Annotated in this window: 14 protein-coding genes; 5 read left to right on the top strand and 9 right to left on the bottom strand. The window is 42.8% G+C overall.

Going from position 1 to position 12,890, the window contains the following annotated elements; translation table 11 throughout:
* Positions 1 to 7: 7 nt before the first annotated feature.
* Positions 8 to 646, bottom strand: a complete 639-nt coding sequence (locus CES79_RS10230) for an NAD(P)H-binding protein (protein ID WP_089137116.1) — start codon at positions 644 to 646, stop codon at positions 8 to 10.
* A gap of 56 nt (positions 647 to 702) precedes the next feature.
* Positions 703 to 1,446, bottom strand: a complete 744-nt coding sequence (locus tag CES79_RS10225) for an SDR family oxidoreductase (protein ID WP_054655160.1) — start codon at positions 1,444 to 1,446, stop codon at positions 703 to 705.
* Between the two features lie 179 nt (positions 1,447 to 1,625).
* Here CES79_RS10225 and CES79_RS10220 point away from each other — a divergent pair, with 179 nt between their 5' ends.
* The gene (locus tag CES79_RS10220) at positions 1,626 to 2,522 is read left to right on the top strand and encodes a LysR family transcriptional regulator (RefSeq protein ID WP_089137115.1); all 897 of its coding nucleotides are present in this window, start codon (positions 1,626 to 1,628) and stop codon (positions 2,520 to 2,522) included.
* A 403-nt stretch (positions 2,523 to 2,925) separates the two neighbouring features.
* Here CES79_RS10220 and CES79_RS10215 read toward each other — a convergent pair whose 3' ends face one another.
* The gene (locus tag CES79_RS10215; protein WP_054655162.1) at positions 2,926 to 3,531 is read right to left on the bottom strand and encodes a TetR/AcrR family transcriptional regulator; all 606 of its coding nucleotides are present in this window, start codon (positions 3,529 to 3,531) and stop codon (positions 2,926 to 2,928) included.
* Positions 3,532 to 3,704: 173 nt separating this feature from the next.
* Between CES79_RS10215 and CES79_RS10210 the strand changes: the two genes are divergently transcribed.
* From CES79_RS10210 to CES79_RS10200, 3 genes are all read left to right on the top strand, one after another.
* Complete coding sequence (locus CES79_RS10210) at positions 3,705 to 4,337, top strand: nuclear transport factor 2 family protein (RefSeq protein ID WP_089137114.1); 633 nt, start codon at positions 3,705 to 3,707, stop codon at positions 4,335 to 4,337.
* Between the two features lie 63 nt (positions 4,338 to 4,400).
* On the top strand, positions 4,401 to 5,135 hold the full coding sequence (locus CES79_RS10205; protein WP_089137113.1) for a glucose 1-dehydrogenase: 735 nt from the start codon (positions 4,401 to 4,403) through the stop codon (positions 5,133 to 5,135).
* A 397-nt stretch (positions 5,136 to 5,532) separates the two neighbouring features.
* A complete protein-coding gene (locus tag CES79_RS10200; protein WP_089137112.1) occupies positions 5,533 to 6,207 on the top strand; it encodes a hypothetical protein in 675 nt (224 codons plus the stop codon).
* A 101-nt stretch (positions 6,208 to 6,308) separates the two neighbouring features.
* Here CES79_RS10200 and CES79_RS13210 read toward each other — a convergent pair whose 3' ends face one another.
* The 6 genes from CES79_RS13210 to CES79_RS10170 all read right to left on the bottom strand — a co-directional run bounded on the left by CES79_RS13210 (position 6,309) and on the right by CES79_RS10170 (position 11,687).
* A complete protein-coding gene (locus CES79_RS13210) occupies positions 6,309 to 6,530 on the bottom strand; it encodes a DUF3955 domain-containing protein (protein ID WP_054655168.1) in 222 nt (73 codons plus the stop codon).
* A 318-nt stretch (positions 6,531 to 6,848) separates the two neighbouring features.
* Positions 6,849 to 7,187: a type II toxin-antitoxin system PemK/MazF family toxin gene (locus tag CES79_RS10190; RefSeq protein ID WP_054655170.1), complete on the bottom strand. Its 339-nt coding sequence runs from the start codon at positions 7,185 to 7,187 to the stop codon at positions 6,849 to 6,851.
* The gene (locus CES79_RS10185; protein WP_054655172.1) at positions 7,181 to 7,447 is read right to left on the bottom strand and encodes an AbrB/MazE/SpoVT family DNA-binding domain-containing protein; all 267 of its coding nucleotides are present in this window, start codon (positions 7,445 to 7,447) and stop codon (positions 7,181 to 7,183) included. Before CES79_RS10185 ends, CES79_RS10190 begins: the two co-directional genes overlap by 7 nt.
* A 445-nt stretch (positions 7,448 to 7,892) precedes the next feature.
* Entirely contained in the window at positions 7,893 to 8,987 is a 1,095-nt protein-coding gene (gene xerS / locus CES79_RS10180) for a tyrosine recombinase XerS (RefSeq protein ID WP_089137111.1), read from the bottom strand.
* Between the two features lie 62 nt (positions 8,988 to 9,049).
* Positions 9,050 to 11,023, bottom strand: a complete 1,974-nt coding sequence (locus CES79_RS10175; RefSeq protein ID WP_089137110.1) for a glycosyltransferase-like membrane protein — start codon at positions 11,021 to 11,023, stop codon at positions 9,050 to 9,052.
* 13 nt (positions 11,024 to 11,036) lie between these two features.
* The gene (locus CES79_RS10170) at positions 11,037 to 11,687 is read right to left on the bottom strand and encodes a phosphatase PAP2 family protein (RefSeq protein WP_054655180.1); all 651 of its coding nucleotides are present in this window, start codon (positions 11,685 to 11,687) and stop codon (positions 11,037 to 11,039) included.
* 330 nt (positions 11,688 to 12,017) lie between these two features.
* Between CES79_RS10170 and CES79_RS10165 the strand changes: the two genes are divergently transcribed.
* Positions 12,018 to 12,887 (top strand): bifunctional 5,10-methylenetetrahydrofolate dehydrogenase/5,10-methenyltetrahydrofolate cyclohydrolase, encoded by an 870-nt coding sequence (locus tag CES79_RS10165; RefSeq protein ID WP_225362395.1) that lies wholly within the window; start codon positions 12,018 to 12,020, stop codon positions 12,885 to 12,887.
* Positions 12,888 to 12,890 lie beyond the last annotated feature (3 nt).

The raw sequence follows: 12,890 nt of genomic DNA, 5'->3' as shown, positions 1-12,890 counted from the left end.
GCACCTCCTAGTAAAATGATGGTTTGTCCCAAGCAGTATTGGGCTCGGCCACACCAATGCTGGTTCGCTCGTAAAGTGTGGGGTCCAAAATGATTTCAGTGATCAATCTGGCAACCGCTTGTCGGGTGACTTGGGTATCGACAAAGTCTGCACCTTTGGGAATTATTTTGTAGTCGAGATGCTGATCATTGTTGTACAACCAGGCCATGCGTAGAAACGTATAGTTGAGATGACTATCGTCAAATACTAAAGCTGCCCGTTTTATCTCGGTATAATCGCCCATCATTCGGGCGTTCCAGGAACCAAATTTACCAGTTACTTCATCGTAGATGCCAAGGCCACCGGCAATGATAATCCGGTCCACTTCGGTCTGCTTCATGGCAGTAACAATTTTCTGGTTGGCAATGGTAAAGTGACCGGTTGCCAGATAGACGATATCTTGGCCCTCAATTGCCGTCACTAGATCTTGCTCGTCGTTCCAGTTACCGTTGACAAGGGTTACTCTTGGTTGATTGGCGTACTGGGCAAGACGACTTGTTGCCTGCCGGGCGAATAGCGTTAGTTCAATATCGTCTTCTTTTAAGAGACGTGGAATTAGATATCGTGAAATGTTACTGGTAGCGCCTAATAAAATAACTTTTTTCAATTTAAAATCCTCTTTCTTATATGTTGTTTGATTGGCTTCTATTTTTTCAGTGGTGACTAGGCTTGTGCTGTTGGATAGATAGTAAATTCATTGACGTTGACATCGTCTGGTTGAGCGATCGCAAAGTCAACTACCCGAGCTACAGCTTCCGGACTAATACCAACTGCTTCATAGAGTGCGTTCATTCCTTTTAAAGAATTGGCATCGGTGATCGTGTTCAACAATTCTGTATTGATTGCGGCAGGGTACAGGCTAGTTGTCCGGATGTTGGTCTGCTCTTTGACACTCTCCATTCGAATAACTTCCATGAAGTTGCGAACCGCAAATTTAGTGGCTCCGTACACCCCAGAACCAATGAAGCTTTTAATCCCGGCAACCGAAGAAGTGGTAATAATCTGTCCGTGCTTTTGTTGGGTGAAACTCGGCATCACTGCGGCAACGCCATTCAACACACCTTTGAGATTGACGTCAATCATGGCGTTCCAATCGTCAATTTTTAGTGCACTGATCGGTGATGTTGGCATAATACCAGCATTGTTGAAGATGACATCGATGCCGCCGAACGCTTGCTTAGCTAACTCAACCAGAGCGATAAGATCCGCTGGTTTTGTGACATCGGTAACCCGATAAGCCGCTTGACCGCCCTGGGCTTGAATGTCAGCTGCAATGTTTTCCAACCGTTCTTTGCGCCGAGCACCGAGTACCACTTTGGCACCATGACTCGCTAACAGTTTGGCACTGGCCTCACCAATTCCTGATGATGCTCCGGTGATAACTACGATCTTGTTTTCAATTGTCATATTAATCCGCTCCATTCCTTAATTTAGTTTGTTTAAAATGTGACGGTAGCTCATAATGTTTATGTGGCTACGTCTTGTTTACGAGTCTTAGTATATGGCGGATAAATGTGTCTGAGAAGCGTCATTCAGTTGTAACAGTATCAACTGTTGGTTTATACTAATCGAGAGGGGGTGTTGAAGTGGATATCAATCAATTACAAACCTTTTTGCGAGTTAGTCAATTTGGTAGCTTTACCAAGGCAGGTGAACAAGGTTTCATCTCTGGAACGGCAGTCATGAAACAGATGAACCGATTAGAAAGTGAACTAAACTTAAAACTATTTGTTCGTACCGCTAACGGTGTGACGCTGACACCACAAGGCAAAAAATTTAAGCCATACGTCAATCAAATATTGGGCATACTGAATACGGCAATTGAAGAAACTAGGCGTGTTCGCATCGATGACAAGCTGTTGATTCGGCTAGGGACTTCGCTGTTACACCCAGCTGATCCTTTCATGTTATTGTGGAAACAGCTTTCTCCAAAAATGCCAGAATTTCAGATTCACCTAGTTCAGCTAACAGAAGACTTGAATTCTAGTAATCGAGAGTATGCAATGCTTGGTCGGAGTAGTGATTTGATTGTAGGAACGTTCGACAGCACCACGCTAAAGCAATCATTTAGTGCAATTAAATTAGGTGCATATCATTTTGGTATTGCCGTCCGCAGTGATAATCCACTGGCTCAATTGGACGAAATTACGTTTTCGGATTTAGTTAATCAAAAAATTTTAATGGTGCCACGGGGAATCAGTGAGAAAAATGATCTGTTACGTAAACAGTTATTGGCTGCTACCCCAAGTATTAAAGCAATCGATACGGAAGGCCGATATGATATTAATACGTTCAATAAAGCAGTTGAAGAAAACATCGCACTAATCTCGCTTACACCTTGGAAAAGGATTCACCCGAATCTAGTGACAATACCCTTGAAGACAGATATCACGGTGCCATATGGGCTACTGAGCACCAAATTTCCCGGTAATAGAACTGCAGCGTTCTTGCGAGAGTTTAGGCGATTAAATGGATTAAAATAGAGAATTCGCAGCTGAATTGGATCACCCTGAGTTGCAATTCTATAAAATTAAGAAAGCTCCAGCCAGATTCACACGTGTATTAGTGTGAATCTGGCTGGAGCTATTTAGTGGCTATTTAAAATGTAGAACAATTATCTCCCTAAGGAGCGGTCTCACTGATGCCTATATTGCTAAATTCAAATGGTGCTCAACAATCGTTTACGTAAGAGTTTTATTTATCTAAGTGCGCAAGCAACCTTTGAGTTACTAGCTTGGCACCAATTGAACTGTGATCAGTTTTAGGAGTCTCCAGTTCTTATCTTGTAGCTACGGGTATCGCACTTGATTTAACAATTCGGGTCTATTTCATTTTAGAAAGTGTCCGTCACATAGGTCCCTGACATATGAGTCCGATGCAATACTGTTAATCCTTGGTTTGTTCATCCTGAAAACGCATAGCAGGATAAATCACTTCGTTAACTAAGCGCGTGACCCAATCATTCGACACGGGTTCACCGGTCATAGATGAAGAGCGCAAAAGATCGAAAAAGGCGAGTTTGACCGTCTGTGAAGGTTCATGGTTCAGTTCGTGATTTTGAATAGCAAGTTCAATGACGTGGTCGATCAGTTGCAGGTTAGAAACTTCGACTGCTTTTAAAATTTGATTACTGGCACGCTTCTGCTGTTTTTCCTGTGCCATATTGAAAAGTGGGCGGATATATTTAGCCGGCGGTGTTTGCGTCGTTGTCATGAATTCTTTTCCTAAATGCACGAGGTTATTCTTGAGCGACCCGTAATCGAAAGTGGGTGTTCCGAATGGGTGCTCCGTTTGGTTAATTTCGTACATAATTGCGTCGATAATCAGGTCTAACGGTGTATCCCAATGGCGATAAAGAACCGAACGGCTGGTGTTAGCCTGTTTGGCAATGGCTGAGAAAGTCAGTTTTTCTAGTGGAATGTCAGTCATTAGATCATAAGTTGCCTGAAATATTTGTTCATCAAGATTATCACCGCGACGTCTTTTTGGCATGAAAATTCCTCCTTAGAAACGATGTTAGCCTAATTGTACCGTAAAACAAATAAGATACAACCTGTTTCTTATTGAAAATAAGCTATAGGCGTGTATACTAATCATAAATAAGAAACACGTTGTATCTTATTGTGACTAGATATCATGTTCTTAACTTTTAAGGAGGAATTATCATGACTGATAAAAAATTCTATGACGCACCTTTGGATCAAACGGATAAACAGGCCTTCGCCGACCGCGCGGAGATTCGCGAACTGCTGGAGTATGAGCGCTACGCTCGGGATAACAACCTTTATGCCCAAGAAAGCGCCTGTTACAGTGATGACGCTCAGATGCACGTCTCTTGGTATGACGGTCCTGCCAAGGGGTATTTTGAAAAGGTCGCTCAAGCTAACGGTGGCGGCGCTAAACATAAGATCTTTTACACCGCTGTTTGGGTCAACGGCAACAAAGCCATCAGCGAAATGCCGGTCATGATGTTGTCACCACGCGTTAAACTCGGCGGTCAAGCAGTTGATCTGCATTCTTACGCACGGATTTTCATGCGTTTGGAAAAGAAGAATGGTACCTGGAAGATTCTTGACGGCGATTGCATTTACGAACGTGATGAACTGATTCCAGTGGTGCCCGGTCAACCGATTCAAATCGACACTAAAGAACTGGCATCGTACCGCGAAAGCTACCAAGGACTTTGCTACGTCCTCAAGCGCACCAATCTGCCCAGCAGCCAAGATCTGCCTGGTGAAGACCAGCCGGAAACGGTTGAGAAAGTTTACAGCGATGCCAGCAAGTGGTTCTTCGCTTAAAAGAATTCTAATTAACGATACGTTTACGATAAACACACTACACAAGAAAAGGAGCTCGATTAAATGGGAAAATTAACTGGGAAAGTAGCTATTATCACTGGCGGTGTTCAAGGTATGGGGGCGGCAGATGCAAAGCTATTCGTTGACGAAGGCGCCAAAGTTGTGATCACCACTGATTCTAAAGTCACTGAAGGTCAAAAACTGGCCGATGAACTTGGCGACAATGCGATATTCGTACAGCAAGATGTCAGCAGTGAAGCCGATTGGAAAAAAGTTATTAAAGCGACACTTGATCAATTTGGCCAGCTCGATATATTGGTGAATAATGCTGGTATTGATAACTTCAAGAGCTTATTTGATATTACGGCTGATAACTATTTAAAGATTATCAAAGTTAATCAGTTGGGGACCTTCTTAGGAATCAAGTACGCAGCTGCGGAAATGAAACAGCACGGCGGCAGCATTATCAATATTTCCTCAATTGCTGGCTTAGTTGGGGCACTTCCGGTGTATACGGATACCAAATTTGCAGTTCGTGGGATGACTAAATCTGCTGCGGTTGAGCTCGGTCATTACAATATTCGGGTTAATTCAGTTCACCCTGGCGCTGTAAGAACACCAATGCTTGATGATCCCGCCGTTGCCAAGGTACTTGAAGCTGGAATTGCTAAAACGCCTCTACAGCGGGTTGCAGAACCAGAAGAAGTTGCCAAGATGGTGTTGTTCTTAGCCTCTGATGATTCAAGCTTTTCAACCGGATCCGAGTTCGTGCTTGATGGCGGGGCAACTGCGCAATAAAAACTTGTTTAAAATATGTATTTGAATTGTCAGAGCGAGTGTAAAAATTGTAATTACCAGTTAGAAACTGGAGATTCAAAATAGCGAACCACGTTTAATTTCAAAGGCGGCTACGTTAGCTTATATATGCTCCCAAGTGTAACGAGCGTGTATTTGCAAAGTAAGCCTAATAGCAGCCAATAGGAAGCGCCTCGACAGCAATGCCAGGGCGCTTCTTTATTTTTATGCCAGTTTAGGTATCAAAATTAATATCTAATACTTAGGACTCATAAGATAAAGAATACAGTAATCACGTGTACCCTCAAATGTTGGAATCAACCTCGAAGCACTGCTAAAATCACATTATCTATTCATTCCTTCTTGAGTGCTATAATTTGGGTGGAAGGGGCGAATTACAGTGAAATTAAAAAGATTAATCATTGTAGGTCTTAGTTTAGCGTTAGGGGTAGCTGGCTTTTCTGGCACTGCCAATGCCGCAACTAAAACAACTGCTAAGAGTAATTACCGAGTAATCACAAAAACCATAAAAGTTGGTAGGGTAACCATTCCAGCTAATACGCGTGTGTATGTCTCTTATTTTACGAAAAAAGGTAACAAACAATATGCTAACGTTGAATTAGGCACTTTACGCTATCGCATTAGACACGAAACATCAGCTAAATACCTAAAAGTCCGTGTCAACCATGACTTTAAAGCATCTAAAGCCGTAGCAATGGATCAGTTACCGGGCATGTGGAAACCTAGAACAAAGGCTAACCAGTACCAAGCTGCTACAATTCGTTTTACCACAGATGGGTATGTAGAATATTTTAAAGATGACAAGACTAATATAAAACCTATCTCATCAACTAAAGTAACTAAATCAAAGGCTTCCGGTAATACAACTTACGTTTATGCCAAGAACAACATGCTCAAATTACCTGATCAGAAAATTAGCAATAAGGGTAACTATCGCTATCGTTTAACCGTGCACTTCAACGGTATAGAAACCGCGGACGTGACAAATTCACCTCTTGTCTATTCGGTTGGAAATAGTCACAATCTTTTCTATACGCCAGCTGGCAGGGCCTAATAATCAATTTAAATTAACCATTCAAGTATCTGTCTAATCGGGTACTTGTTTGAATATTGGCGTTCTAGCTATATCAGCTGGAATGCCTTTTTGAATACTAGTTACTTTGTATTATTTCGCGTTAGAAATGAAATACACGAGAAAATCACGCCGGCAAACAGACCGAAGTAACCAAGAATTACCAAGTAAAAGGGTTCATGTAAAATCCCGTTCGCACCAACATAACCAGGCATGAAAAGTCGAATAATAAAACAGATCACGCCAGCAAGCAGAAAAACTAGGCCAAGAATTAATGTCCAATGATGCAACCGAGCTTTAATCATTTTAATTTCGTCCCTTCTTTTTGAAGCTTCATTATTTCACACTTTCAGGGAATAGTCTGTTCTAGTGATTGAAGTTTGTTAAATCTTTTAAACTTGGGCGGGGTACTTCGTTTTGCTTCCTGCAAAGTTACACATATAAATTCAATCTTTTGGGTGATGGACATCCGGATTTAAATCAGACCAAAACCCAGATATCCTTAAAAGTGGACATCTGGGTTTCTAAAATTAAGAGGATTATTTTAAACTAAATCCAAAATAAAGTACGTTTTTACCGAAAAATGGGAAAGTAAATTTTTCTAACTTTCAATCTTTAGGCAGTTAATCGATACTAAATAGGAGCTTATAAGTATCAATAATATCTTTCAATTGTGATTTAGCGAGGTGTTCAACCACATCACCATCAAAAACATTTCGGGCTTTTAAATCAAATGCCGTTGTTTGATCTAATAGAATCTTACCATGTGTTTTGAGAGACTTTGGTAACTTATAATATGCAGGATAATTACGGGTAGTAGAACTGATTGGGGCAACAATCGTCATACCACTTGTTTGAGCAAGTATGTCGTTACTCAAAGCAATTGCTGGTCTCCGCTTCATTTGTTCATGCCCTAGACTTGGATTGAAGTCCACGTAGAAAATATCGCCTTGTTTTACCATTTAAATTCGTTTCCTTTAGGCTTGCCCCAATCAACTTCGGTATCTCTGACACCATCATCGATCCAACCATCGAAAAGTTCATGAATATTATTGGGTTTCTTCTTTAACGGTGTGAGCACAATCGAACCATTTTCAATCGAGATGGAAAGTTTGTCATTATTCTCAAGGTTGAGTTGTTTGATTACACTACTGGGAATACGAGTTGCCTTTGAATGGCCCCACTGGGTGATCTTAGTTTCTTGTTTTCTAGTTTGATCCATAGCAAACCCTCCTTTTTTCTTGACTAAAGTATCTACTATGTAGATACTTTAGTCAAGAAAAAGTACCTATCTAACTATCAACTGCTTCTTAAGTCTCAGTTGAACTACTCGCTATTGAAGTAACACTTAATTTCATGTTTCGCAGCAAGCCATTACTCAATTTTCAAATATGAGCTACGGTATTTTAATGGCAGTAGTCTGACGCTGGCAACTCTCTATGGTATACAGGGTTTTAGGACCTATTAATTTAATCTGAGAACTGAAAAACACACAATAATTGTGCGAATTTAAACTAAAAAACCAGATCTCCTTTTATAAGGAAATCTGGTTTTTCTAAAATTTGGTCGATAATTTTAAATAAAATTCAAAATAAAGTACATTTTTGACGAAAAATAGCTAAAAAATTTTTTTACTTATAAAAAGGCCAAAATAAAAGTAAATTTTTTTACTTATCGTCTTCATCACCATGCAACTGATTAAGCGCTTCACGCTGCTTAGTATCAATAATATGCGTGTACAATCCAGTAGCTGAAGTCGAGCTTTGACCTAACTGAGTCGCTACCAAATGTTCATTTTTAGTTTCTAAATATAACTTGGAAGCCAAGGTATGCCGTAATTTATGTGGCGTGATCCGGACGTGGTTAAAAGCCGTCGAATATTTTGCCACGAGTAATTCCACCGTGGCCGTTGTGATTCGCCGGGGTTCATCCGTCCCCCTAGTGAGAAATAGCGCTGGGGTGGCTGCAGTCGCATGGTAGCGTGACTGGCGGATACTGACATAGCTGGCTAAATAGGGCAGGACCCATTTAGCAATCGGCACGGAATCCCATTTACCGCCTTTTCGCCGAACCGACACACTGGCGGCCTTGAGACTTAAGTGAGCAACGTCCATATTAGTCAGTTCTGACACTCGGATGCCAGTCCCTAACATCAAGGCGTTAATGGCGACATCCCGTTCACGGTCACGTTGATAGTACCGCAGTCGCTTGGCATCTAAGTGTTGTCCGTACTCGTCTTGGATGAAGTTTAAATAAGCCTTATCCTGATCACCTAACATCAGTTTATCCTTAATATGACGGGCGCGTGTGGCGTAGGTCTCGCTGTCTTGAACCAGCGAAATCTTCTTCATCACGTTACGGTAAAAGTAGGGCTCACCCTCACTGTTTTCTGATTCCACCGTCAAGAAACGAAACAGTGCTGACAGCGCGTTTAAAGACCGGTTCACTGTGCGGTGAGACAGAACCCCCTTAGGATTCTGGGAGGTCTGCTTACCGCGATTAAGTAAATAAGCCTTGTACAGTTCAACGTCTTGTTTTTTTAAATTTTCAAGTTCCTGAAGCTTAATTTGCTTCACTGAAGTCGCCGAGGAAACGCCTGTTTCGATCAGCCACTCAAAAAAGCGGTTGAACTCGTTTAAATATTGGTACAAAGTCGCTGGTGACAACGGCACAGTGGACTTTGCCAAATAATAATCGGCAACGTAATCCGGTAGCTGATGCACGAGCTTTTCATTATGGGTAACGTAATCGGACTGATCCATGCAGACACCTCCTTTAGAGCTAAGAACATACGTTCTAATTATAGCATGTTACGCCACAGAAATCAGCGTGCCCGGGCAAACTTATAAACAAAAGACCAGTAAGGATGCGGATGCTGGTCGATCTCCAGAGGATAGGGCGCCAGACGGTATGATTGTGTTTTAGTAATGAGCACCGACTGTGAACGCTGCAAGTCATTCCTCAGTTGAATTCGGTACTGACCGGTCGGTAAAGTTCGCTTTAAGGTGAGGGCTTTATAGGCGCGAAACAGTTCATAATGCTGCTGGGTCCGTTCATTGATAAGCGTCCCGCTGAACTCGGCAGCCGGGGCTAGTGACACCTCAAAATACCGGGCCTGATGGTTCAGTGTAACTTGCTGACTGAGCGTATCATAGGGCCGAATCTGAGTTTTTTTGGCATCAAATTGCAGTGATAATTGGCTCTGCTGCTCGGCAACGTCGTGACCCCTATTGTTATACAGCGCGTGGGGCGCAGTGGCGTAAGTTCCTACGATTAACACCAAAGCACCAAAGGTCAGCCAACTTTCTGATTTTGTACGGAACTGGTTACGTTTATCAGAATCTAAGGCTAGGTTAGGAATCGCACACAATATCCCCAGTAAGGGAATCATGACCTGACCATAACGACTTTCGGTTTCCCATAGTAACGTATGAAATGCGATGTACCCTAAAGCGGTCAGCACCGTTAGCATAATCCGCGGATCATCCGTCAATTGTGAGCGTCGGCGCCATAACCGCAAACAGCGTAACAGCGTTTCGGCGTACAGCAGGATAAACCCGACCCGCATGATCACCATTCCTAACGCGGATAGTTGGGGCTCAAATTTTTGGTAGAGTTTCGGTGCGGCGACAAACCCACCCGTATAAGCTTGGGGCATTAACGACACGTTTAATAAAATCCCTGCTTTTTCAATCCAGCGCCGACCAATACCCACGGGGCCTAATGTCTCTAACCGCTGTGGCAAAGCCTTTTTAAGGTAGTTCTGTTTGGCTTGCTTGCCTTGAATTGAGCTTAGTAATTGCACGTCACTAGACTGGTAGCGACCGTCACCTTGCGGATTATAACTCATCCAGATCCAATGTGTCGCCGGAAAAGCGTACTCATTATTATTATGAAAATGACTGGCTGACTTCAGTCCTACAGAAGTGGGAACTGCTAGAACAAAACCTAAAATGATCAGGATCAACGGCATTTTAATTAAATTAAGCTGTTGGCGATCCTTCAAAAGGAGCCAAACCGTCACTAATACCGCGGCTATCAATAAAACAATCAAATTTGGTTTAACCACTTCACCGACCACGACGGATAAAACCAGGCCGACACCCGTGACGATTTTCTTCACGTGGCTAAAAGTGGACCAGCCAATCAGAACGTTAAACACAATGGCTAAACACAGCAGCGTTGGCAGATCAGAATAAAAGACCTGCAGATAATACGTGTAAGCAAACGGACTGACCAAAAAGAACAGGGCAGCTAAGAGCGTGACACCGTGCTGATGGCTCAAGCGGCGCACAGAACGTAAGATCGCAAAAATAAAAATATCTAATAACGTAAAGGATAATAAATGAACACCCCAATACGTATCCAGATGGAGCAGATTAGTGAACTTCAGCCAGCCACTCAGGAGAATGGTCAAAGACACGTTATTGGGAAAGCGCCAAAAATAGACTGAATCATTCCAGCTTAAGTTGCCATGACTCAGCTGCTCAGCCTGGACCAATACCCGGAACGGATCATGATAGACGGAAGCGGGTAAGAACCGGATGACCAGTAACTGAATCACCATGATCAACAGCATGATGACGGTGAGGATCCGAGTCGTGTTGGCTTCAGAAAGCCGTTCGTTCCATTTAAGGAAGCGGGGCTTGATGTACCAGATAATGAGTACGCCTGCCAATACCAGACAAGTGGCTTTTAAATTGGCGGGCATTAAAAGATTTGAAATAATACCGATGACCATCATCAAGGCTAATAATAGCGCCAAAATGGCGGTCATACTGATTTTCTTAATTCGCATGATTAACTCCTAATCAAAGATATTCTGGCTGTTTTGCTACCGTTTTGCCAATCGTCAGCTGTAAAATGCTCCACCAGCCTAATGCTAGGCATAGCCCCGCTAGTACGTCACTGGGATAATGAACAAACAAATAAATGCGGTCAAAACCGATCATCACCAGCCAGGCTAAACTTAGTACACTTAATAATAATCGCCAGGATAGGTGGTGGCAAAGTGGAATCACAACTAAGAGCAGGATTAAGACCAGCATGGCGGTGGCAGTCGTGTGACCACTAGGAAAGCTATACCCTCCCTGAGCGACTAACTTACCTGCTGGACGGGCACGCTGAATAAGCAGTTTGAAAATGGTGGTCAGCATATTGATGCCCACTTGGGCTGTTAGTACAAAACCAGCTGCTAAATGATGATGCGTTAACCATAACCATAGCGCAATCACACCGCAGATCAGCAAGTTAAACGTGGCGGTGCCCCAAAAGGCCAGTTTCGCAAAAAAAATTGTCCGACTTGGTTGCCTAACGGTTATCGCAATCTGCTGAAGGGTTTGATCAAAATGACTTACCCAAGGTGCCTGAATCCAAACACTGACAGCTAAGATCAAAAACCCAATCCAGGCTAAACTTGCTATCAGCCACCAAACTCGGTTGGCTTGTTGTCGCATGTGCATCATCTCAGTTCCTATCTGTTGAATTTTAAATGTCTATTAGCTATAATCTGATATTGTGCCACTTTTTTCAACTATAAAATGGCTTTAGCAACAGTTTAATCTTAGCTTAAAATAAGCGAGATCAACCGTTTTGAATACAAATTTTAAGCTCCTTTTCAAAAAATTAAAAAAGTTTAAGCACGATAACAGGCCATTTTCACTAAAAATCAGTTATAATACGAATAATAGCTATATTAATTAGAACATTGTTCCGATTTTTAACTAATGTATTAACTTACAGGCATAAGTGAGATTGCTTTTAACGTAGAATCCGAAAGGGTGAAGAGAAGATTGATTATTGATGGTAAGGGATTGTCCAATCAGTTAGACAGCGGTATGAAAGCGGAGGTCAAGGCCCTCCGCGCAGCAGGCATTGAACCAAAACTCGTTGTGATTATTGTCGGCCATGATCCAGCAAGTCAAATATACGTCCGTAATAAGCACCGTAAAGCTATTAAGCTGGGAATCACCTCGATTATCGAGCGTCGGCCGGAAGACTTCTCACAGGCTGATCTATTAGCCTTAATCGAACAGTATAATCAAGATGAGTCCGTTCACGGCATCTTAGTGCAGTTGCCGTTACCCAAACAGATCGATGAATCTGCCGTTATCCGGGCCATTGACCTCAAAAAAGACGTTGACGGTTTCAGTCCCGAAAACGTTGGTAAGCTGTTCAGCAACAGCGACGAACACTATTCCGTATCCTGCACACCCAAAGGAATCATGACCATGCTCACACACTATGACATTGATCCAGCGGATAAGCACGCGGTCATCGTTGGCGACTCCAACATTGTCGGCCGGCCAATGGGGGCTCTGCTGCTAAACGCGGGCGCCACGGTGACCTACACCCATATTTTGACGCAAGACCTATCATCCTATACCCGAACGGCCGATATCCTGATCGTGGCAACCGGGGTTGCTCATTTGATCAAAGCTACCGATATTAAACCGGGGGCTACCGTAATCGATGTGGGCATGAACCGCGATGAAAATGGTAAATTAGTGGGGGATGTGGACTACGACCACGCCAAAACGGTGGCCGGTGCTATTACACCTGTACCAGGCGGCGTTGGTCCCATGACGATCACGTCACTCATGCAGCAGACCCTTGAATTAACTAAACTTGCGAATCGAAAAATACTTGAAACGGTTCGGTAACGT

Source organism: Secundilactobacillus silagei JCM 19001, assembly GCF_002217945.1.
Lineage (GTDB): Bacteria > Bacillota > Bacilli > Lactobacillales > Lactobacillaceae > Secundilactobacillus > Secundilactobacillus silagei.
The sequence above is the reverse complement of the archived record's forward strand: the minus strand, read 5'-3'. Positions and strand labels throughout refer to the sequence as shown.